The organism is Pseudomonas sp. NKUCC02_KPG (genome assembly GCF_019345465.1).
Classification (GTDB): Bacteria; Pseudomonadota; Gammaproteobacteria; order Pseudomonadales; family Pseudomonadaceae; genus Aquipseudomonas.
Genome location: NZ_JAHKRC010000033.1, coordinates 1 through 1,692, shown reverse-complemented (window position 1 = coordinate 1,692; position 1,692 = coordinate 1). Strand labels below are relative to the sequence as shown.

Annotated in this window: 2 protein-coding genes; both read left to right on the top strand. The window is 58.5% G+C overall.

The genetic code is table 11. From position 1 onward, the window contains the following. Positions 1-42: 42 nt before the first annotated feature. Entirely contained in the window at positions 43-864 is an 822-nt protein-coding gene (locus tag KO536_RS24055; protein ID WP_219263260.1) for an ABC transporter substrate-binding protein, read from the top strand. Then, positions 861-1,692: amino acid ABC transporter permease (locus KO536_RS24050; protein WP_219263258.1), on the top strand; the 832-nt coding region annotated here is incomplete at its 3' end. The genes KO536_RS24055 and KO536_RS24050, both read left to right, overlap by 4 nt.

The window sequence follows — 1,692 nt, the reverse complement described above, 5'->3', positions numbered from 1 at the left end:
TAATCTATTCAAATGACTTTGAAATGATTGGAGTATTGGTCTTTGAAAACATCGGCGCTCTTACCTTTCGGCCTCGCTCTGCTCGCGACCTGTGCAACGGCTTTTGCGGGCCCCACCCTGGATCGCGTAACCCAAAAAGGGGAGATGACGGGCGTGCTGATGGAGAGCTATCCGCCATTCTCCTTTCTCAACGATCAGAACCAGCTGGACGGCTTTGACGTTGACGTCGCCAAGGCCGTGGCGCAGCGCCTGGGGGTCAAGCTCAAGCTGGAAACACCGTCCTGGGATGTCATCGCCGCAGGCCGCTGGAGCGGGCGTTACGATATCTGCGTGTGCTCGATGACCCCGAGTAAGGCCCGGGCTGAAGTGTTCGACTTTCCGGTCGAGTATTACCAGTCGCCGGCAGTGATCGTGGTGAACGCTAAGGATAACCACATCGTTGAAGGCAAGGATTTGTCCGGGAAAAAAGTGGGCGTGATCAGCGCGTCCACCTATGAAGCCTATCTGAACAAGGACCTGGTGATTGAAGGCGCCGAAGACAAGCCGTTGAGCTACCCGTTCGAGAATGTCCAGATTGCCCCGTACGACAATGAAACCGTGGCGTTCCAGGACCTGGCCTTGGGCAGCGGGGTGCGTCTGGATGCGATGGTCACCAATCTGATCACGGCCCGTGAGCGGATTGCCCAGGATCCGCGCTTCAAGATCGCTGGCCCCGCGCTGTACGCAGAACCCAACGTGGTGGCGATTGAAAAGGGCGATCCGCAGTGGAGTGCCAAGGTGACTGAAGCCATTGCCGGGCTGAAGGCCGACGGAACCCTGAGCAAGATTTCACAGAAGTGGATCGGTTCCGATATCAGCCAATGACAGCCCACAATCCACACCCCGCCAAGACACATTCACTCGCCAAGACCGAACCCCGTCGCTTGAGCCAGCTGTTTGGCTTTCGCACCCGGCTCTATCTGACGTGGGCGGTGCTGTTCGCTTTGTGCGTCATGTTCTTCATGAGCTTCGACCTGAAGCTGTCGATCATCCTGGATAAGTTGCCGAACCTGATGGGCCTGCACCTGGGCCCCAACGGCTTTCTGCAAGGCGCGGCGCTGACGTTGTTCCTGTGCTTTTGTTCGATCTGGTTGTCCTTGCTGCTCGGTTTTGTGACGGCGCTTGCGCGCCTTTCACGCAGCGCCGTGGCCTTTGGGATCGCGAGCTTCTACGCGTCATTTTTTCGCGGGACGCCGCTGCTGATCCAGATCCTGCTGATCTACCTGGGCCTGCCCCAGATCGGCATTGTTCCGGGGGCAATCAGCGCGGGCATCATTGCGTTGTCGCTCAATTACGGTGCCTACCTCAGCGAGATTTTTCGCGCCGGGATCATGGCCGTGGCCCCCGGGCAACGCCAGGCAGCGATGGCGCTGGGGCTGTCGCCGACGGCGACATTCCTGCACATCATCCTGCCGCAAGCCATGCGCACGATTTTGCCGCCGACCACCAGCCAGTTCATTTCAATGCTCAAGGACTCCTCGCTGATTTCGGTGATGGGCGTGTGGGAAGTGATGTTCCTGGCGCAGTCCTACGGGCGTTCGTCGTATCGCTACATCGAAATGCTCACCACCGCCGCCGTTATCTATTGGTTGATGTCGATCGGGCTCGAACTGGTGCAGAACCGCCTCGAGCGCCACTACGGCAAAGGGTTCA